The organism is Nonomuraea sp. WAC 01424 (assembly GCF_003947315.1).
GTDB classification, from domain to species: domain Bacteria; phylum Actinomycetota; class Actinomycetes; order Streptosporangiales; family Streptosporangiaceae; genus Nonomuraea; species Nonomuraea spiralis.
In genome coordinates this window covers 252,905-272,629 of sequence record NZ_QHHZ01000005.1, presented here as the reverse complement: position 1 = coordinate 272,629, position 19,725 = coordinate 252,905, and the positions used below count along the sequence as shown (strand labels likewise).

The window sequence follows — 19,725 nt, the reverse complement described above, 5'->3', positions numbered from 1 at the left end:
GCCACCACGAAACGGCGCGGGGACCCCTGTCAGCTATCAGTGGCAGAGAGCGACACTGAGGTTGCTCGGGTGGCCCGAGTGACACGTAAGAGCCGTGAGCGTGCTGCCGCCGCTGGCCACGTCGCTGGCCGCGGGAGCCTCCAGACCCTGCAGGTCGAGAAGAACCATGTGCTTTACACCTCCTTCCGTGATTGATCAGGCGTAGGCCGCTCGGGTGCGGCCTCCAGGAACGGCAGCCGCCCCGGCTGGTCGCCCAGCACCGCGCCGAGCGCGAACAGCACGCCGGCCGTTCCTGTCGCGAAATCCATGGACAGGCGCAGGAGCCCGTCACCGGGGAAGGCCAGCCCGCCGCCGTACGGCAGGGCGTGCCAGCTCAGTCCCTTGATCAGATCGCGGGCCGCCGGTTCGCCGGCGAGTGCCGCGATGAGGCCCGCGCGCCCGGTGAACAGCCCGGGCTGGACGAAGAACCCGGCGCGGGCGACCAGCGTGAGCCGGTCCAGCGCGGCGGCCAGTTCCTCGTCGGGCCTGTGGGTGAGGTAGCGCCGCAGGACCATGGCGATGCCGGCGGAGCCCTCGTCCAGGTAGGGCAGCAGCCGCCAGCCCTGGTCGACCTGGAGCGAGCCGTCCTCCGAGGCGCGGCAGCGCCGCAGGTCCTGCCGGAGCGCGGTCCCGGCCAGGTCGAGCAGCGCCCGGTCGCCGGTGTGCTCGTAGGCGTGCAGGAAGAGCAGGGCGGGCCCGGAGGAGCCGTACATGAGGCCGGCTCTGGGGTTGCTGCCGCCGCTGATCGTGGGCACGTCGTCCGGGCCGCCGAGGCGGTCGGCGCAGATGTCCACGGCGCGCATGGCGGGCCCGGTCAGGGAGGGCTCGGTGCGGCCGAGCCGCAGGAGGTTCAGGCCGATGCCGGACAGGCCGGAGAACAGGGCCGACTCCAGGCGCTCCCATTGCTCGCGCAGGGCGACCTCGACGACGTCGAGCGCGTCCTGGCGGTGGCCGAGGCGGTCGAGCACGTGGGCGATGCCGTGCAGGCCGTCGTACAGGCCGAGCCCGGAGCCCTGGGCCGGGCGCGGGGCGCGCTCGCGCAGCCAGTTCTCGTACTCCGGGAAGGGGCCGAGGCCGGTGGCCGACAGGGCGAGCAGCACGCCGGCCGCGCCGGTCGCGACGTTGAGACCGCCGCCGGGCTTGAACTGGGCGACGTCGCCGGGGAAGAGGCGGTCGTCGCGGGCGGGGGTCGCGGCGGCCCGGATGGCCCGGCACATCGCCTCCCGCAGTTCGGCCCAGGTGGCCGTCCCCGGCTGCGGCACGGGGGTCTCCACGGCCTGATCACCCGCGATGGTCGCGGCGGCGGTGTCCATGAAGGCGCCGGGGACGGGGAAGGTCTCCTTGACGATCCGCGCCAGCTGGACGATCTTCGGCCGGTGGATCGGCAACATGATCGTGCACTGCGGGGCGAACAGGGCGAAGCGCAGGCAGGCCAGCGCGTACCTGTCGACCTCGACGCCGTGGCGGTCGCGCGGCGCGGCGAAGGCGGGGTGGGCCAGCGCGTCCCTGGCCCGGTCCGCGGCGACGGTGGCGACCTCGTAGTCGATGAGCACGATCCGGCCGTCCTGGGTGAGCAGGATGTTGTCGGGGTGCAGGTCGCCGAAGACGACACCGCGTCCGTGCAGCGACTCGACGGCCCGCTCGACGCTCTCCAGGGTCGTCGTGGCCCAGGTGGTGTAGTCGGCGAGGTCCTGCTCGTCGCACGTGGCCCGGGTCAGCGGGAAGCGGCGCACCAGCCGCCGCTGGAGCGGGGTGCCGTCCACGAACTCCTGGACGAGGAAGTGGTGCCCGCCGAGGGTGAAGTAGTCGAGCAGCGCGGTGGCGGCGGGCAGGCCGGCCAGGCGGCGCAGCATGTCGCGCTCGTGTTCGAGCCTGGCGACCGCGTCGCGGCCGGCCGCGTCCAGCCCGGCGTGCGGCCTGGCCTCCTTGAGCACCACCCGCTCCTCCGTACGGGTGTCGCGGGCCAGGTAGACGCCGCCGCCGTTGGAGAAGTGCAGCACGCTCTCGATCCGGTACGGCAGCCCGTCCATGGTCACCGCGTTGCGCGCGGCCAGGTGGGGTTCGAGGAACCCGGGCAGCGTCGTCCAGGCCGGCACCGAGAACGTCGAGCCGCGCACGTCGGGGACCAGCGTGCCGTCGCCGTCCTCGACGGCCAGCACGCGCTCCCCGGACGGGGACAGGCAGTGCCGGTCGGCGAACCCGCCGTACCTGACGAACATCGGCCCCTCGCCGTAGCGCAGGTCGCTCAGGATGTACGGCCCCTCCACCCCGCGCAGCAGCTCGCCGAGCTCCTTGAGCACGAGTTCGAGCTGCCCCTCGTCCCGCGGGTAGACGGTGATGAGCTTGCCGCTCGACGCCCGCGAGGCGGCCTTGGAGTTGACCATGACGAGCACGGCCGGGCCGCGCAGGAACTTGAAGGCGACCCCGCGGGGCACGCAGTAGTCCCACACGGTCTGGACGGCCTTCTCGGCGTCCTCGATCCGGGCCGACACGTGGATCTTCCAGCCCTGGGGCGGCAGGGGCGCCTCCCGGGTGGGCATGTAGTAGGCCCACGTGTCACTGAGCTCGTGCGCCCAGCCGTCGGGGGCGGGCCGGCGCACCAGGGCGAAGTCGGCGTCCGCCGCCGTGCTGTGGTCGGGAGTGTCGTAGAAACACTGGTCCACAAGGCAGTAGAGCTCGTACTTGTCCATTTGGCGCGGCCCTCCGAGGCGGTGTGGTTAGAGCCTGCCGCACCCACCGCCGGTCGGACTAGTAACACTCAACATTAGCCATATATGGCTATGAAATGGGCTTTGATGTGTTTTTCACAAAACGTAATTACACACGTGGGGCATAAACACTGAAAGCGAATTCTCCGCCGCGTGACGTGGACGACTCCAGCCAGCCACCCAGCGCGGACACCCGTTCGGCCAGGTTGAGCAGGCCGTGGCCGGCGTCCCCCGGGCGGCGCGGCGGACGTACGCCGTCGTTCCTGATCGACAGGCGGACCAGGTTGTCGCGTTCCATCAGCTGGATCCAGCACTGTCCGGCCTCGGCGTGCCGCAACACGTTCGTCACCCCCTCGCGCAGCGCGTGTGTGAGGGCCTCCTCCACGTCCGGACGCAGGTCGCGACAGGACACCTTGATCTGGCAGCGCACCCGCGCCGACTCCAGCAGCGCCCGCGCCGAACTCAGCTCGGCGGCCAGCGAGGACGTGCGCGGGCGGCCGTGCGCGACGGCCCGGACGTCGGCCGACAGGGTACGCAGGAGCTCCAGCGTCTCGGTGACCTCCTGCCGGGCCTTCTCGTCCCCCTCCGCCACCAGCCGCTGGATGAGCTGCGCCTTCAGCGTCAGGACGGTCAGCCGGTGCCCGACCAGGTCGTGCAGGTCGCGGGTGAAGCGGCGGCGCTCCAGCGCCACCGCCTGCCGCATGACGTCGGTACGGGCCCCCGCCAGCCGGCGCACCCGGGTCAGCAGGCTCAGCAACGCGAACTCCACGACGCCGACCAGCGTGCTGACCACGGCCCACGCGGACTCGACCTGCCACGACTGCGGCGCGGCCAGCAACACCGGCCCGCACGACAAGGCCAGCACCACCAGCACGACCGACCTGATCCGCGCCGCGACCACGAGCAGGGCGCCCACCAGCAACCCGCACACCGGGGTCCAGGCAGGTCCGAAAACCGCCAGCGGCACGTACGTGAGCCACGCCTGGACGGCCACCAGCCACCACGAGCCGGCGCGCCGCGAGGGCGCCTCCATGACGAACTTGCCGTGCAGCGTGAGCAGGACGGCCAGCGTCAGCGACCCCTCGACCACCAGCCCGGACCTGGCCAGCCCGGCCTGCACCGGCACGGCCAGCCCCACGCCCCCGGCCACCAGGCCGAGCCCCCCGGCCCAAAAGGGCGATGCCAGAACATGCATTTTGGAACGTAATCGAGGCGCAAGACCACGGTATGCGGCGTCCACCTCACCCCCGGTATGCGGTTGTCGTGACGGAATACTACGCGTGGCAAGTGCGCTCACCGTTGTCTCGTTCCTCCAAATCGACCTGATGAGGCCGCCTCGTGTAAAGCCCGAGGCCGCTTCCGGACACGCTGACTTCCCACCCCACATCGGGTTAACCAGTGCATTCAAGTCATAAGGTTGCGGTATGGACTACATGCGACTTGGCACCACAGGACTGAAAGTTTCTCGCATCTGTTTGGGGATGATGAGCTACGGCGACCCGGCGCGCCAGGAATGGGCCCTGCCGGAGGAACAGGCCGAGCCGATCATCCGGCGGGCCGCCGACGCCGGGGTGACGTTCTTCGACACCGCCGACATCTACAGCCAGGGTCACAGCGAGGTCGTCACCGGCAGCGTGCTGCGCCGGATCTTCCCCCGCCGCGAGGACTACGTGCTGGCCACCAAGGTCTACTTCCCGATGGGCCGGGGAGCCAACGACCGGGGCCTGTCGCGCAAGCACATCCTCTCCGCGATCGACGCCTCGCTCGAACGGCTCGGCACCGACTATGTGGACTTGTACCAGATCCACCGGTGGGACGACGAGACCCCCATCGAGGAGACCATGGAGGCGCTGGACGAGGTCGTCAGGTCGGGCCGCGCCCGCTACATCGGCGCCTCCACCATGTGGGCCTGGCAGTTCTCCAAGGCCCAGTACGTCGCCGAGGCCAACGGCTGGACGAGGTTCGTCTCGATGCAGAACCACTACAACCTGATCTACCGCGAGGAGGAGCGCGAGATGTTGCCCCTCTGCGCCGACCAGGGCGTGGGCGTGCTCCCGTGGAGCCCGCTCGCGCGCGGCGTGCTGGCCAGGGCGGGCTCGGCGTCCGCGACGACCGCCAGGACCGGCTCCGACCAGCGCATCGACTACCTGTACGACCCCGACAACGACCGGCGGATCCTCGACCGGGTCGCGCAGCTCGCCGCCGACCGGGAGCTGCAGGCGGCCCAGGTCGCCCTGGCCTGGCTGCTCCACCAGCCGGGGGTGACGGCGCCGATCGTCGGGGCCACGAAGGACCGGCACGTGGACGACGCGGTGGCGGCCTTGGACGTGACGTTGTCGGACAAGGAGCTGGAGTTCCTGGCGGAGCCGTACCGGCCGCGTGAGGTCAAGTCCTGATCACCGTGCCTGATCACTGGGCGTGATCTCCGGGATTGTCGGCCGGAGATCCTAAGGTAGGGGGCATGCGGGCTAATGAGGAGGCGGCGGCGGCGCTGCAGGAATACGCGGAGCTGTTCGCGCTGAGCGGCGGCGACGCCTTCCGGGTGCGGAGCTACCAGAAGGCGGCCAAGGCGATCGCCGGGTTCCCCGAGGACATCTCGGAGGTCGACGTGCGCGGCGTCCCCGGGGTGGGCGAGGCCATCGCCAAGAAGATGGAGGAGTTCCTCCAGCGCGGCAGCTTCCGGCAGCTCGACGACCTGCGGGGCCGGGTGCCCGAGGGTGTTCGGCGGCTGACCCGGGTGCCCACGCTGGGGCCGAAGACGGCGATCATGTTGTTCGAGGACTACGGCATCGACTCCACGGTCGCGCTGGGCGAGGCCATCACCTCCGGCCGGCTCGACGGCGTCAAGGGTCTCGGCCCGAAGACCCTGGCCAACCTGCTCAAGGGCATCGAGCAGCTTGAGCAGGCGGGCCGGCGGGTGCACATCGGCGTCGCCATGTCCCTGGCCGAGCAGGTCATCGGCTCGCTCAAGGCCGAGCGCATCGCGTACGCGGGGTCGCTGCGGCGGATGAAGGACACGATCGGCGACATCGACATCCTGGCGGTGGCGCCCGAGTCGGTCATGGCCGACTTCCGCGCCCAGCCCTACGTCGCCGACGTGATCGCCGCGGGCGACAAGAAGACCTCGATCCGCACGACCTCGGGCGTACAGGTCGACCTGCGCCTGATCCCCGCCGGGTCGTGGGGCGCGGCGATGCAGTACTTCACCGGCTCCAAGGAGCACAACGTGGCCATCAGGGAGATGGCGGTGAAGAAGGGCTGGAAGTTGTCCGAGTACGGCCTGTTCGAGGGCGAGCGGGTGATCGCCGCGGAGTCGGAGGAGGACATCTACGAGGCGCTCGGCATGCAGTTCGTGCCGCCGCCGATGCGCGAGGACGGCGGTGAGATCAAGGCGGCGCTGCGCGGGGAGCTGCCCGTGCTGGTGGAGCTGGCCGACCTCAAGGGCGACCTGCACACCCACACCGACCTGACCGACGGCATCGCCTCGCTGGAGGACATGGTGGCCGCCGGTCACGCGCGCGGCTACGCCTACTACGCGGTCACCGACCACGCGCCCGACCTGGCCATGCAGCGCATGACGCTGGACAAGGCGCTGGAGCAGCGCGGGCGGGTGGCCGAGCTGCAGAAGAAGTACCCGACCATGCGCATCCTGCACGGGTCGGAGCTCAACATCGGGCCCGACGGCTCGGTCGACTGGCCGGGCGAGGTCCTGCGCGAGTTCGACGTGTGCGTGGCCTCGGTCCACTCCCATTTCGGGATGTCACGGGATGAGATGACCCGCCGGTTCATCGCCGCGTGCGACAACCCGTACGTCGACATCATCGGCCATCCGACGACCCGGAAGATCGGCAAGCGGCCGTCGGTCGACGCCGACTGGGACGCCGTCTTCCGCGCCGCCGCCCGTACCGGCACGGCGATGGAGATCGACTCCTACCCCGACCGCTCCGACCTGCCGGCCGACCTGGTGCGGCTGGCCAAGCACCACGGGGTGAAGTTCTCCATCGACAGCGACTCGCACGCGATCCCCCACCTGGCCAACCAGCGGTTCGGGGTCGGAATCGCCCAGCGGGCCTGGCTGACCGGGGACGACGTGATCAACACCTGGCCCCTCGACCGCCTGCTCACCTTCCTCGGCCGCTGACCGCACACGGGCTTGGGGTGTGAGTCGGGCGCGGCCCGCACCCAGCGCGGGCCGCACCCGAGCCTCGGCGGGGGATCCATCGTGCTCGACGCGGGAACGACGGCGAGCACCCAGGGCCGCGTTCCCCTTCCACGGGACGGGCGTCCACCAGAATCCCTACCCCCAAATTCGGACTTTTCATCACAAATCGGCACATTTGCCGCACTGCTCAGAAGGCGCCCACTTGCGCCCGCCCGTCCCCATTCCTCCGTACATGCGCGGCCGGGTCGTGGCTTCGCTAGCTTGGACGGCGATGGACGAGATCACGCCCCCGCCCGCCGACCAGAACGCCGACTCCCCGGCGGGCGGAGACGGCACCCGTGCCACCGGATCCACCCCACGGCGAAGGAGCGCCCGCAGAGGGCGCAGGTGGTGGAAGATCCTGCTCGTCGCCCTGGTCGCGGTGCTGGCCACGGCCATCGGCGGGGTCGCCCTGGCCTATCCCTCGCTCGCCGCCACCACCTGCCCCGGCTGCTACGGCCTGACCGAGCTGCAACCCGGCCTGCACGTCGAGGACGGCCTGACCGCAGCCCAGCGCGAACGGGCCCGCGAGGTGGCCGACCAGGCGGCCCGCCGCGTCACCGGCTTCTACGGCACCCGCCTCAGCTCCCCCGACCTGCTCGTCTGCCTGACCGAGAGCTGCTACCGGCGCATCGGCGGCGGCCAGGAACGCGGCGTCGCGGTGCTCAACCGGTCGGTGATGCTCTCGCCGCGCGGCCTCGACCCGGTGATCGCCTCCCACGAGATGTCCCATGTCGAGCTGCACGCCAGGCTGACGTCCGCCGCCGCCGTCCCGCAGTGGTTCGACGAGGGGCTGGCCGTGGTGGTCGCCGACGACCCGCGTTACCTGACCCCGCAGCCCGCCCCCGCGTCCGCGCCCGACCGTTGCCTGGTGGCGCCGTCCGGGCAGCCCTTGCCGGTGACGTTGGAGGAGTGGCTGCGGGCCGCGAGCGCCGACCCCGCCACGTACGCCCGATCCGCCTGCCAGGTGAGCCGCTGGCTGGACGGGCACGGCGGGCGCGCCGGCCTGCTCGACCTGATCACCCGCCTCAACGCTGGTGAGCCCTTCGCCACCCTTGTACGCATGTGACGGTTGCCGCACCCGTGGCATTGGGTAAGTCCCGGTATGGCTGGAACGGTCCCACGATCGGGACGGGATTCGGCAAGGACGCGCACGCGAAGACAGCGCGAGGAGATTAAATGGTTTCCAGGTAGGAAATACGTCTTGCGGAGGTGGCTCCCATGAAGCAAGTCGCGGCGACGATCGTCAAGCCGCTGCCCGACCACCTGTTCCGGGTGCACGACGGCAACGCCGAGATGCGATGGGAGGCGATGTCCGGGGTCGGCTACCACACCCCGAACGACCGCTTCTTCGTCAGGAACCACACCTCCACCCCGCTGATCGACGCCGCCACCTGGCAGCTGCACCTGCACGGCGCCGGGCTGCTGCGGCCGCGCGCCTTCACCTACGACGAGCTGCTGTCGATGCCGTCGCGCACCCACGACGTGGCGATCGAGTGCGCGGGCAACGGCCGCGGCTTCTACGGCACCCAGCAGGGCGACCCCGCGCCCGGCGCCCAGTGGGGACTCGGAGCCGTCGGCGTGGCCAGGTGGCGCGGCGTGCCGCTGCGCCACCTGCTCGAGGAGGCCGGACTGCGCCCCGAGGCCGTGGACGTGCTGCCCACCGGCCTCGACGCGCCCTTCGAGCACTACGGCCACGTCCGCCGACCGCTGCCGGTCGCCAAGGCCGTGGGCGACGTGCTCGTGGCCTACGAGATGAACGGCCGCCCGCTGCCGCCCGACCACGGGTTCCCGGTCCGGCTGGTGGTGCCGGGGTGGGTGGGGATCGCGTCCATCAAATGGCTGGGCGACATCGAGGTGTCGACCAGCAGGATGTTCACGCCGTGGAACACCGTCTTCTACCGGGACGTCGCGGCGCAGCCGGTCAAGAGCGCGTTCGAGCTGCCCTGGGACGCCCGGCTGCCGATCCGCGGCCCACACGCCTGGCGCGGCCGGCCCGGCCCGCACGTGTTGCACGGCCGGTCGTGGTCGGGGCGCGGCCGGATCGTCAAGGTCGAGGTCAGCTTCGACGGCGGGGCCACCTGGCACCTGGCCGAACACCACGGCCCGCACCTGGTCGGGGCCTGGTTGCCCTGGCACGTCCAGTGGGCGCCGCGGCACACCGGGCCCGCCGTGCTGATGGCCAGGGCCACCGACGAGACCGGCGCCACGCAGCCCCTTCGCACGCCCAAGCACCCCTTCGGCTACTCCTTCGACGCGGTCGTCCGGCATCCGGTCGAGGTGGTCAACGGATAGGTAACTGTCACCGATCCCGGCTGAGCTGGACATTCACCGAAACGTGGTCCGTAGCTGTGGATTTCATCTGAAAGACTTTCGCGGAAACGTTACGGAAATGACATCGTGCGAGGCTTGCCGCACGACGGAAAGGGGAAGAGCACGATGCGCCAGCTGAGCCCGTTGGATGCCCAGTTCCTTCACCTGGAGTCCGAGACCACCGCGGCCCACGTGGCCGGCCTGGCGATCCTCGACTCCTCCGGCGGCACGGTGCACCGGGACGCGCTGGCCGAGCTGCTGCTCGACCGCGTCCACCTCTCCCCCGCGCTGAGCCTGCGCCTGACCGAGGTGCCGTTCGGGCTCGACCGTCCCTACTGGAGTGCCGATCCGGCCTTCGACCTCGCCAACCACCTGTTCGAGACGGCGCTGCCGGCGCCCGGCGACGACGAGGCGCTGGCCGGGGCGGTGGCCGCGATCCACGAGCGCAGGCTCGACCGGTCCCGCCCGCTGTGGGAGATGCACCTGATCACGGGGCTGGCCGGCGACCGCGTCGCGGTCTACACGAAGGTGCACCACGCGGCCATCGACGGCGTGTCGGGCGCGGAGACCCTGGCGACCCTGCTCGACCTGACCCCGGAGGGGGCCCGGGAGCGGGGTCCGCGCCCGGCGCCGCCCGCGCAGGACGACGCGCCGGGCCTGTTGGAGATGCTGGCCGGCGCCGCCGTACGGTCGGTCACTCATCCGGTGCTGGCCGCCCGGTCGGCGGTCAGGGCCGCGGGCGACCTCGACGCCATCCCGCTGGCCGGCGCGCTGCCCGGCGCGAAGATGATCGCCAGGGCGGCCCGGCTCGTGACGGGCGACCAGCAGCGGCGGCCCGAGTTGACGGAGCTGCCGGGGCTGACCGCGCCGCGTACGCCGTTCAACGGGCCGATCAGCGCGCGGCGGGATCTGTCGTTCGGGTCGGTGCCGCTGAAGGAGGTCAAGAAGATCGCCAAGGCCGGCGACGTCAGCGTCAACGACGTGGTGATGACGCTGTGCGCCTCGGCGCTGCGGTCCTGGCTGGAGGAACGGGACGCGCTGCCGGAGGAGCCGCTGGTGGTCGGGGTGCCCGTGGCGGTGCGTACGGGCGGGGCCAAGGACGTGGTCGGCAACCAGATCTCGGCCATGGTGGCGCCCGTACCGACGAACGTGGCCGACGCCAGGGAACGGCTGCGGGCGGTCGGCGAGACCATGAGCAGGGCCAAGCGGCGCTTCGCCGTGGCGCCGGCGAGCTGGCTCGGCGAGTTGTGCTCGCTGCTGCCCGCGCCGGTCACCAGCCTGGCCACCCCGGCGATCTTCCGGCTGGCCGGGTCGGTGTTCCCGCCGATCAACCTGATCATCAGCAACGTGCCGGGCCCGCAGTTCCCGCTGTACATGTGCGGTGCCAGGGTGCTGGCCTACTACCCGCTGTCGGTGCTGACCGACGTGTCCGGCGGGGTGAACATCACCTGTTTCTCCTACGACGGCATGCTCGACTTCGGCATCGTGGCCTGCCCCGAGCGGCTGGAGGACGTGTGGTCCCTGCTCGGGCACCTGCGCGACGCCCTCGACGAGCTGCTAGCCGAGGGCGTGGGCGATGAGTTCAGCGACGGCGTCGGGGTCGATCTGGTGACCGGTTAGCTGACAGAGGTTCTCCTGGTAGAGCAGCACGGCGGCGAACGTGGCCGCGGCCACCTCCAGCCGGGCGGCGTCGCCGCGGGCGCCGGGCAACGCCAGTTCCAGCGCGAACCTGGCCCGCCTGATCAGCTCGCCGTTGAGCCTGCCGAGCCGTTCCTTGACCGAGCCGTGCGTGTCGGCCTCGCGGAACAGGATGCGGCGCATCGCCGGTGAAGCCCGCAGCGGCAGCCCGCGCGCCAGCCGGGCGAGGGTGCCCGCCGGATCGCCGGGCACGGCGTCGACCTCGCGCCCCTCCTCGACCAGGGTGCGTTCGTCGACCAGGGCGACCAGTACGTCGATCTTCCGCGGGAAGTAGTGGAAGATCAGCCCTTTGGGGACCTGCGCGAGCCTGGCGATCACCGCGGTCGGCGTGGCCTCGTAGCCACTGCCCGCGAACAGCTCCTCGACCGGGTCCAGGATGCGCGTGCGCGCGTCACCGATCGACACAGCTCGCACCCTAGCGCCACCTGCGGCTTCGTCGCCATCCCACGCGGGCCAGAGCGTACTGCCCTCGGGCCGGGGTGTAGCATTTGAGACGTAAATGTCGCAGAATAGACGGAGTCGTCTCATGACGGTGAGCCGGGAGCAGATCATGACCGCGGCGATCCAGCACCTCAACGAGCATCCGGCCGCCTCCATGGCCCAGCTCGCCGAGGCGGTGGGGATCAGCAGGGCCACGCTCCACCGGCAGTTCAGCAGCCGCGAGGAGCTGATGACGGCGCTCGGCCACCGCGCGCACGACCAGTGGCACCAGGTCCAGGTGCGCGCGGGCGTGACGGCCGCCGCCGCCTCGGCCGACCCCGGCGTGATCGGACGGGCCCTCGACACCCTGCTGGACGGGCTGGTCGACGTTGCCGACGAGTACGGCTTCGGCCTCACCGACTACGCGATGGCCGTGCACCCGGAGCTGCTGCGGCGGTCGGACGAGCTGGAGGAGCACGAGATCGCGCTGTACGCCGCCGCCCAACGGGCCGGCCTGCTGCGCGCCGACCTGCCTGCCCGCTGGATCAGCAACACGGTCTACGGCCTGCTCGTGGCCGTCAGGGAGAGCCTGCGACGCGGCGACGTCGCCCGCCGCGAGGTGCCCCGGCTACTGCGTGAGACGTTCCTGACCGAGACCGGGACCGGGACCGGGGCCGGGGCCGGGGCCGAGGGCGGGGGGCGGTCGTGATGGCGGTCACCGGCGTCTCCGCGCGCAGGCGGTGGGCGGGCCTGGCCGTGTTGTCGGCCAGTGTGCTGCTCGTGGTCATGGACATGACCGTGCTCAACGTCGCCCTGCCCGCGATCTCCGAGGACCTGCGGCCGACCTCGGTCGAGCTGCTGTGGATGGTGGACGCGTACTCGCTGGTGTTGTCCGGGCTGCTGGTGACGGCGAGCGCGCTGGGCGACCGGTGGGGGCGCAAGCGCATGCTGCTGGCCGGGTTCGGCGTGTTCGGGCTGGCATCGACGGCGGTGTTGCTGGCCGACTCGGCGACCGACGTGATCGCCGTACGGGCGTTGCTGGGGGTGGGCGGGGCGATGATCATGCCGTCCACGCTGTCCATGATCCGGAACCTGTTCACCGATCCGGGCGAGCGGGCCAGGGCGCTCGGCGTCTGGTCGGCGATGGCGGCGATGGGCGCGGCGCTCGGCCCGATCCTGGCCGGGTTCCTGCTGGAGCACTTCGCCTGGCAGTCGGCGTTCCTGGTGAACGTGCCCGTCATGGTGGCGGCCATCGCCGCCGGGCTGTTCCTGCTGCCGGAGTCGCGCAACCCCAGGCCGGGCCGCTGGGACGCGCTGGGGACCGTGTTGTCGATGGCGGGCATGACGGCGCTGCTCTACGCGGTCAAGACGTTCGGCAAGGACGGCCTGACCTCGCCCGCCGCCCTGCCCGCCGCCGTGGTCGCGGTGGTCGCGCTGAGCTGGTTCGTGGTGCGGTGCGCGCGGCGGCCCGATCCGCTGCTGGAGATCAGGCTGTTCCGCAGCCCGCCGTTCTCGGCGGGTGTGGTGACGGCGCTGAGCACGTCGATCGCGATGGCGGCCGTGCTGCTGCTGCTCGCGCAGTGGATGCAGCTCGTCCAGGGGTACGCGCCGCTGGAGACGGGGGTGCGGCTGCTGCCCGCCGCGCTGGCCGCGCTCGTGGCCTCGCCGCTCGCGCCCGTACTGGCCGAGCGCATCGGGGCCCGGGTGGTGCTGGCGGGCGGGCTCGTGGTGACGGGCCTGGGGTTCCTGGTGTTGTGGCTGGCGCCGCAGCCGCTGGGCTACTGGCCGGTCGCGGGCGCGCTGGCGCTGATCGGCGCGGGCAACGGCGCGCTGGCCATCGCCTCGGCCGTGATCATGGCAGGTTCCCCGCCGGAGAAGTCCGGCAGCGCAGCGGCCATCGAGGAGACCAGCTACGAGGTGGGCGCGGCGCTCGGGGTCGCCGTGCTGGGCAGCGTGGCGGCCGCGGTCTACCGGGGCGGGCTGGACTACGCGGGGGCGGGCGCGCAGGCGGCACGTGAGTCGCTGGGCGGGGCCCTCGACGTGGCCGGCGAGCTGGGGGCGCAGGGGGCGCGGCTGGTGGAGACGGCCAGGGCGGCCTTCACCGACTCGCTGGCGCTGACCTCGGGGGCGGGGGCGGCGCTGATCCTGGTCGGCGCGGTGGCGGTCTGGCTGCTCACCCCGCGCGACCTCGACCTGAGGGCCGTCGAGCACTGACCGCCCGCCGCCCGCCGCCGGACCGCCGCCGGTGCCGGGCAGGCGCCGGTGCCGGGCAGGCGCCGGTGCCGAGGTGGGCGCGGGGCCGGTGGCCTGCGCGTTCGCCGGGGCGCCGTCCGTGCCTCTTCGGGGGAGGCACGGATAATGGCCGCATGAGATCAATAGGCACCACGGACCTGTCCGTGTTCCCGATATCGCTCGGCACCAACGTCTTCGGCTGGACCGCCGACAAGGAGGCCTCGTTCGCGGTCCTCGACGCCTACGTCGAGGGCGGCGGCAACTTCATCGACACCGCCGACGTCTACCCCCACTGGGTGACCGGCGAGTCCACCTCCGAGCTGATCATCGGCGAGTGGATGGCCGACCGCGGCAACCGGGACTCCCTGGTGCTGTCCACCAAGGTCGGCATGCTGGAGGGGCTCGAAGGGCTGGCCCCGGCCACGATCCGCACGGCCGTCGAGGACTCCCTGCGCCGGCTGCGCACCGACTACATCGACCTGTACTGGGCGCACGTGGACGACCACGACACGCCGCTGGTGGAGTCGCTGGCCGCCTTCGACGCGCTGGTCAAGGAGGGCAAGGTACGCCACGTCGGCGCGTCCAACTACGGCGCGGCGCGGCTGGCCGAGGCGCTGCGGCTCTCCCGCGAGGAGGGGCTGGCCCCGTACGTGGCGTTGCAGCAGCCGTACAACCTGGTCGATCGGGCGTACGAGGGTGAGCTGCGGGACGTCGTGGCGGCGGAGGGGTTGTCGAGCACGCCGTACTTCGGGCTGGCCCGCGGGTTCCTGACCGGCAAGTACCAGCCGGGCGTCACGGTCGACAGCCCGCGCGCGGGAGGGGCGGCCCAGTACCTGGAGACCGAGCACGGGCGCAGGGCGCTCGAAGGGCCGCTGAAGGTGGCGGCCGAGCGCGGCACGGAACCGGCCTCGGTGGCGCTGGCCTGGCTGGCCGCCCAGCCCACGGTCACCGCGCCGCTGGCCAGCGCGCGCGACCCGCACCAGCTCAAGCCGCTGCTGGCGGCGGCGGAGCTGGTGCTGGGCGAGGAGGAGCTGGCGCTGCTCGACGCGGCCTCCCGCCCCTGAACGCCGCCCGCCCCTGAACGACCGGCGCCCGGCCCCGCGCCCGGCCCCGCACGGGCAGCGGAACCAGCGGGGTCAGCGGGCGCGGCCGGCCAGCGAGACGCACAGTTCCCTGAGCGCGACGGCGCCGGGCAGGCATTCGTCCAGTACGGCCAGCGCCGCCTCCAGGTGCCGGGCGGCCAGGCGGTCCGCGATCGTCCGGCCGCCCGCCTCCTCGATCAGGCAGGCGGCCAGGGTCAGAGCCGCGTCGTCGGTCTCGCCCGAGGCCAGCGCGTCGGCCAGGCGGCGTGATGCGGGCTCGCCCGATCCCAGCGCGGCCAGCACCGGTACGGTCTTCTTCCGCAGCCGCAGGTCCCCGTGCACGGGTTTCCCGGTGACCTGCGGATCCCCCCAGATCCCGAGCACGTCGTCGGCGATCTGGAAGGCCACGCCGAGCTCCACCCCCATGCGCCACATGTGTTCGGAGAGGTCGGGCCGGCCGCCGCGCGCGATCCCCGCCGCCGCGGCCGCCCCCAGCAGGGCCCCGGTCTTGCCCGCCGCCATCTGCGTGTACTCGGCCACGCTCACCTCGCCGGGCCCGCTCCACGGCCTGCTCTCGAAGGCCATGTCGGCGGTCTGGCCCTGGACCAGCTCGACGAGGGCCGCCGAAAGGTAGCGCATCGCCTCGGGGCGGTCGGCGAGCCGGGCGACGGCCAGGGCCAGCAGCGCGTCCCCGGCCAGCAGGGCGGGCCCGACCCCGTACGCCTTCCACAGGGCGTCCCGGTGCCTGCGCAGCTCGTCCTGGTCGATGATGTCGTCGTGCACGAGCGAGAAGGCGTGCACGAGCTCGACCGCGACGGCTCCCGGCAGCGCCTCGTGGGCGAGGCCGCCGACGGCCTCGGCGCTGAGGATGGCGAGGGCCGGGCGCACGCTCTTGCCGCCGGCCCCCTCGTACGGCCGTCCGGTGGCGTCCGACCAGCCCAGGCTGTAGGAGACCATGGCGGCTCCCCAGGGATGCAGACCCGCGACCGCGGCGCGCATGGCGGGCTCCACCAGGCGACGACAGCGGGCGATCATGTCGGCGTCCGACAGCCGGGCGCCGGGGCGGCTGAGGTTCACGTGGTGCTCCTGCCAATGTTCGATCTTGAATCTACATGCACGATCATGTGATACTCCAGCCTAGGTTTTACATTCGTCATCAAATGTCCGTTATGTAAGACGGGCGCAAGGGAGACACACTCGTGGCGGATATTGCCACTGCCACCAGGACTGTCCCTTTCCTCACCAGACTCACCAGACACCGGGTTCCGGTCCACGCGCTCGAAGCGGCCGGAGCCGAGGCCGCCGGCCGGGTCGTACGCCTGAACATGGGCCCCTTCCGCCCCTACCTCGTCACCCACCCCGACCACGTCGAGCGGGTGCTCACCGGCAACCAGGCCAACTACCTGCGCGAAGGCATGTTCTGGGACCCGCTGGCGCCGCTGCTCGGCGAGGGCATCCTGTCCGACGGCGAGAACTGGGCCGAGAGCCGCCGCATCCTCCAGCCGCTGTTCACCGCCCGGCACGTCAACGCCATGGCCGAGAACATGGCGCGGATCATGGACGAGCTGATCGACACGACCATCGTCCCCGGGCAGCCGTTCGACGTGGCCAAGGGCATGTCGGCCATCGTGCACCCGGTGATCGTGCGGCTGTTCTTCGGGGCGAAGATCTCGGTGGAGGACATCAACCGGCTGGTGCCCGCCTACGACGTCGCCGTCACCGCCAAGGCGCTGCGCGTGGTGTTGCCGTTCGTGCCGGAGCAGGTCCCGATGCCGGGCGACCGGGCGTTCAGGCGGGCGATCAAAGCCATCGACGAGGTCGTCTACCCCCGTATCGCCGAGGCCCGCGGGCAGGAGCAGGAAGGCGACGACGTCGTCTCGCGCCTGGTCAGAGCCCGGACGCAGGACGGCGGCGCCGACGCGGACCGCCTGATCAGGGACGACCTCGTCGCCATGCACGGCGCCTCGACCGAGACCTCGACCACCGCGCTGTCCTGGGTCTGGCCGGTGCTGCAGGCCCACCCGGAGATCGCCGCCAAGGTGTACGACGAGGTGGACCGCGTGGTCGGGGACGACCCCGTCGGCATCGACCACCTGCCGCGCATGCCGTACCTGAAGATGTTCGTCAGCGAGCTGATGCGCCTCTACCCCTCGGGCTGGATCCTGCCCCGTACGGCGATCGCGACCGACGTGATCGGCGGGGTCACCGTCGAGGCGGGTTCCACGGTGATCCTCAGCCCGTACCTGACGCACCGGCTGGCCGAGTTCTGGGACCGCCCCACCACGTTCGACCCCGAACGCTTCGCGCCGGGCGGCGACGCGCCGCGCCACCGCTACGCCTACTGGCCCTTCGCCGCCGGGCCGCACGTGTGCCTCGGACAACACCTGTTCGCGATGGAGGCGCCGCTGCTCATCGCCGGCATCCTGCGCAGGTACCGGCCGCACGTGCATCTCGACCAGCCGCCCGTACCGCGCCTGGCCGCCTCGCTGCGCCCGCCGCGCGGCCTGACCATGACGCTGGAGGCACGGCGGTGAACGCCTTCGACACCGGCCGCGCCTGCGCGCTGGCGGTGACCGGCGGCCGGGAGCTGGCCCGGCACGCCGCACGCTTCGGCGAGCTGTTCCCGGCCGCCGCGTTCGACGCCGGGCTCTACACCTCGCTCGGGCTCGCGAGCGCGTTCGGCTCGCCCTGGGCGACGGCCGGGGAGCTGCGGGCGATCAACCGGGCCTCGCTGCTGGTGTTCGCCGCCGACCGGCTGATCGACCACGAGGCCGGCACCCGCGAGGACGTCGCCGCGCTGGTCGCCGACTGCCTGTCGGACGCTCCCGGCGGCCCTGCCGGGGCCTTCGCCGCCGACCTGCGGGCGATGCTGGACACCACGCCGGACCTCGGGTCCACCTGGCACGACCAGCTCGGCCGCATGCTCACGGCCATGGCCCGCGAATGGGAGTGGAGCCGCGCCGACCGGCCGCCCGCCGTCGAGGAGTACCTGGCGAACGCCGGCAGTTGCGGCGCGTACTTCGTCGCCGTCTCGCACTGGATCGCGACCGGCCAGGTGACCTCGCCCGCCGCCGTGGAACTGCTGCGCCCGGCCGGGGAGGCGGTGCAGCGGTACCTGCGCCTGCTCAACGACCTGGCCACGCACCACCGGGAGAAGGCGTACGGCGACCTCAACGCCTTCACCCTCGGCCTGACCCGGGACGAGGTGACCGGGCGGATGGCCGAGCTGGCCCGCGAGGCGCGCACGCTGATCGAACCCCTGCGCGACGGCCATCCGCGCCCGGCCGCGTACCTGACATGGCAGCTCGACTACAGCGCCGGTTTCTACGGCCTGTCCGACTTCTGGGCGACGACGTGAATCTCTCCGAACAGGCCGGCCTCCTGGTGGGCGAGCTGATGGCGAAGCCGTGGGGCCAGGTGTCGCCGTCGGTCTACGAGACCGGGCGCCTGGTCACGCTCGCCCCCGATCTGGCCGGGCACCGCGAGCGGGTGGCGTACCTGCTGGCCGGGCAGCGCGGCGACGGCGCGTGGGGCGCTCCGGACGGCTACGCGCTGGTGCCCACGCTGAGCGCAACGGAGGCCCTGCTCACCGAGGTCGCGCGCGGCGAGGGCGACCCCGGCGCGCTGCTCCCGGCCGTCAAGGCGGGGCTGGAGGCGTTGCGTCCGATGCTGGCCGAGGCGTCGGACCTGCCGGACACGCCGGCCATCGAGCTGATCGTCCCGGCCCTCGTCCGGCTCGTGAACGACCACGTGGACGGGCCGCCCCTGCCCCTGCCGCCCGGCATGGACACCACGCGGCTCGGCCGGGTCAGGAGGCTGCTGGAGTCGGGCGGCGAGCCGCCGCAGAAGGTCCAGCACGTGCTGGAGGTCGTGGGCGCGACGGGCGCGGTGCGGCCCACGCCCATCGGCACCGTCGGCGCCTCGCCGGCCGCCACGGCGGCCTGGCTGTCCGCCCGGCCCGAGGACGAGGGCGCGGGGCCGGCCAGGCACCACCTGGAGGCCGTCGCCCTTCGGTACGGCGGCCCGGTGCCCGTGGGCCTGCCGATCACCGTCTTCGAACGGGCCTGGGTGCTGAGCTGGCTGCTCAGGGCGGGTGTGCCGGTGGACGTGCCGCCGGAGATGACGGCCGACCTGAGGGCCGCCATCGGGCCCGAGGGCACCCCCGCGGGAGCCGGCCTGCCGGCCGACGCGGACACCACCAGCGTCGCGCTCTACGCCCTGGCCCTGCTCGGGGTGCCGTACGAGCCCTGGTCGCTGGCGGCGTTCGACACCGGCGCGCACTTTTGCACCTGGCAGGGCGAGGACGGCTCGTCCGTCAGCGTCAACGCCCACGTGCTCGACGCGCTGGGCCAGTACACGCGGGCCAGGCCCGCGGCGGCGCAGGCGTACCGGGCACGGATCGAGCGGGTGGCGCGGTGGCTGGCCGAGCGGCAACGTCCGGACGGGAGCTGGAGCGACAGGTGGCACGCCTCGCCGTACTACGCCACGCTGAGCTGTGTGCTGGCGCTGGGCGAGTTCGGCGGCCCCGGGTACGCCGAGGCCGTGCTCCGGGCGCGGGAGTGGATCCTGGCGACCCAGCGGGCCGACGGATCCTGGGGCCGGTGGGCCGGCCGGCCGGAGGAGACCGCGTACGGGATGCAGGCTCTGCTGCTGTCCGGTCCCGATCCGGACGAACGATGTGAACGGGCCGCGCGACGCGGTTATGAGTACCTGATTCGGTCGGCCAATTTATCTGACTATCCACCACTGTGGCATGACAAGGAGCTTTACTCACCGACAGCCATCGTGCGGGCTGCGGTCATCGCTGCTCAGCATGTCACAATATGTCACACCGAAGGAAATTCCAGGTACGAAAATAGGACATAATACTCCTTATGGTGCTCTAGCGTGTTGAGGCAGTATTCCGGCGTTGCTAGGGTGACCCGAGTGTCGGATTCCTGGAGTGCCCCTTTCTCCGCCTTGACATGGCCTGCTGACCGAGCGGTTTTTTCTACCGGAGGGCTTCATGCGCTTCCGTAATGCCAGTGTCCGG

At 72.0% G+C, this 19,725-nt stretch carries 16 protein-coding genes; 11 read left to right on the top strand and 5 right to left on the bottom strand.

Going from position 1 to position 19,725, the window contains the following annotated elements:
• Window positions 1-36: 36 nt before the first annotated feature.
• The 3 genes from DMB42_RS16085 to DMB42_RS16075 all read right to left on the bottom strand — a co-directional run bounded on the left by DMB42_RS16085 (window position 37) and on the right by DMB42_RS16075 (window position 3,942).
• Entirely contained in the window at window positions 37-168 is a 132-nt protein-coding gene (locus tag DMB42_RS16085; RefSeq protein WP_125635288.1) for a SapB/AmfS family lanthipeptide, read from the bottom strand.
• A 5-nt stretch (window positions 169-173) separates the two neighbouring features.
• Window positions 174-2,729: a class III lanthionine synthetase LanKC gene (gene lanKC, locus DMB42_RS16080; RefSeq protein ID WP_125635286.1), complete on the bottom strand. Its 2,556-nt coding sequence runs from the start codon at window positions 2,727-2,729 to the stop codon at window positions 174-176.
• Window positions 2,730-2,856: 127 nt separating this feature from the next.
• On the bottom strand, window positions 2,857-3,942 hold the full coding sequence (locus DMB42_RS16075) for a sensor histidine kinase (protein ID WP_125635284.1): 1,086 nt from the start codon (window positions 3,940-3,942) through the stop codon (window positions 2,857-2,859).
• A gap of 229 nt (window positions 3,943-4,171) precedes the next feature.
• Here DMB42_RS16075 and DMB42_RS16070 point away from each other — a divergent pair, with 229 nt between their 5' ends.
• The 5 genes from DMB42_RS16070 to DMB42_RS16050 all read left to right on the top strand — a co-directional run bounded on the left by DMB42_RS16070 (window position 4,172) and on the right by DMB42_RS16050 (window position 10,881).
• Window positions 4,172-5,143, top strand: coding sequence for an aldo/keto reductase (locus DMB42_RS16070; protein ID WP_125635282.1), 972 nt, complete (start codon window positions 4,172-4,174; stop codon window positions 5,141-5,143).
• Between the two features lie 65 nt (window positions 5,144-5,208).
• A complete protein-coding gene (gene polX, locus DMB42_RS16065) occupies window positions 5,209-6,888 on the top strand; it encodes a DNA polymerase/3'-5' exonuclease PolX (RefSeq protein WP_125635280.1) in 1,680 nt (559 codons plus the stop codon).
• Window positions 6,889-7,180: 292 nt separating this feature from the next.
• On the top strand, window positions 7,181-8,017 hold the full coding sequence (locus tag DMB42_RS16060) for a hypothetical protein (protein ID WP_125635278.1): 837 nt from the start codon (window positions 7,181-7,183) through the stop codon (window positions 8,015-8,017).
• Window positions 8,018-8,169: 152 nt separating this feature from the next.
• The gene (locus DMB42_RS16055) at window positions 8,170-9,243 is read left to right on the top strand and encodes a sulfite oxidase (RefSeq protein ID WP_125635276.1); all 1,074 of its coding nucleotides are present in this window, start codon (window positions 8,170-8,172) and stop codon (window positions 9,241-9,243) included.
• 144 nt (window positions 9,244-9,387) lie between these two features.
• Complete coding sequence (locus tag DMB42_RS16050; protein WP_125635274.1) at window positions 9,388-10,881, top strand: wax ester/triacylglycerol synthase family O-acyltransferase; 1,494 nt, start codon at window positions 9,388-9,390, stop codon at window positions 10,879-10,881.
• Here the strand turns inward: DMB42_RS16050 and DMB42_RS16045 are convergent.
• A complete protein-coding gene (locus DMB42_RS16045; RefSeq protein WP_260477728.1) occupies window positions 10,819-11,364 on the bottom strand; it encodes a TetR/AcrR family transcriptional regulator in 546 nt (181 codons plus the stop codon). The two genes, DMB42_RS16050 and DMB42_RS16045, sit on opposite strands and share 63 nt — an antisense overlap.
• A 121-nt stretch (window positions 11,365-11,485) precedes the next feature.
• Between DMB42_RS16045 and DMB42_RS16040 the strand changes: the two genes are divergently transcribed.
• From DMB42_RS16040 to DMB42_RS16030, 3 genes are all read left to right on the top strand, one after another.
• A complete protein-coding gene (locus DMB42_RS16040) occupies window positions 11,486-12,088 on the top strand; it encodes a TetR/AcrR family transcriptional regulator (RefSeq protein WP_125635270.1) in 603 nt (200 codons plus the stop codon).
• Window positions 12,088-13,593 carry an MFS transporter gene (locus DMB42_RS16035; protein WP_125635817.1) on the top strand — a complete coding sequence of 502 codons (1,506 nt, stop codon included), beginning with the start codon at window positions 12,088-12,090 and terminating at the stop codon, window positions 13,591-13,593. The genes DMB42_RS16040 and DMB42_RS16035 overlap by 1 nt, the downstream gene beginning before the upstream one ends.
• A gap of 152 nt (window positions 13,594-13,745) precedes the next feature.
• Window positions 13,746-14,675, top strand: coding sequence for an aldo/keto reductase (locus tag DMB42_RS16030; protein WP_125635269.1), 930 nt, complete (start codon window positions 13,746-13,748; stop codon window positions 14,673-14,675).
• 72 nt (window positions 14,676-14,747) lie between these two features.
• On the opposite strand, the gene DMB42_RS16025 is transcribed toward DMB42_RS16030, so the two are convergent.
• Window positions 14,748-15,770 carry a polyprenyl synthetase family protein gene (locus DMB42_RS16025; RefSeq protein WP_221762179.1) on the bottom strand — a complete coding sequence of 341 codons (1,023 nt, stop codon included), beginning with the start codon at window positions 15,768-15,770 and terminating at the stop codon, window positions 14,748-14,750.
• A 122-nt stretch (window positions 15,771-15,892) separates the two neighbouring features.
• Here DMB42_RS16025 and DMB42_RS16020 point away from each other — a divergent pair, with 122 nt between their 5' ends.
• From DMB42_RS16020 to DMB42_RS16010, 3 genes are read left to right on the top strand one after another with little or no spacing between them, the layout of a single operon-like run.
• Window positions 15,893-17,227, top strand: coding sequence for a cytochrome P450 (locus DMB42_RS16020; RefSeq protein WP_125635267.1), 1,335 nt, complete (start codon window positions 15,893-15,895; stop codon window positions 17,225-17,227).
• Window positions 17,224-18,051, top strand: a complete 828-nt coding sequence (locus DMB42_RS16015; protein WP_125635265.1) for a terpene synthase family protein — start codon at window positions 17,224-17,226, stop codon at window positions 18,049-18,051. Before DMB42_RS16020 ends, DMB42_RS16015 begins: the two co-directional genes overlap by 4 nt.
• Window positions 18,048-19,559: a prenyltransferase/squalene oxidase repeat-containing protein gene (locus DMB42_RS16010; RefSeq protein WP_260477727.1), complete on the top strand. Its 1,512-nt coding sequence runs from the start codon at window positions 18,048-18,050 to the stop codon at window positions 19,557-19,559. Before DMB42_RS16015 ends, DMB42_RS16010 begins: the two co-directional genes overlap by 4 nt.
• The last annotated feature ends 166 nt before the right edge of the window (window positions 19,560-19,725 follow it).